The organism is Colwellia sp. BRX8-7 (genome assembly GCF_014077275.1).
GTDB lineage: Bacteria > Pseudomonadota > Gammaproteobacteria > Enterobacterales > Alteromonadaceae > Colwellia_A.
In genome coordinates this window covers 1-238 of sequence record NZ_JACGVP010000143.1, presented here as the reverse complement: position 1 = coordinate 238, position 238 = coordinate 1, and the positions used below count along the sequence as shown (strand labels likewise).

The following is a 238-nucleotide window of genomic DNA, read 5'->3' as shown; positions in this document are numbered from 1 at the left end:
GACGCTAGAGGTACTGTCCTGTTGGCATAAGTTGTTTAAAGGCACCCTGTTGACCCGTCAATATCAACAGGAGCAATCATTAGCTACATTAACTCCATTCGAAATGGAAATGGTTGAAGAAACAGCACAGGTCTATAAACAGCGTTTAATCGATATCAGTTGGTTTATGCGGGCATTAAACGAGCCTATTGCTCGACAAGCCAATAAAGAAGATAAATGCACAGGGCACTTTTGGGAA

General features: G+C 42.0%; 1 pseudogene. It reads left to right on the top strand.

Features of this window, described 5'->3' with window-relative positions:
• Positions 1–238, top strand: a pseudogene (locus tag H4J57_RS20425) (transposase); the annotation flags it as partial.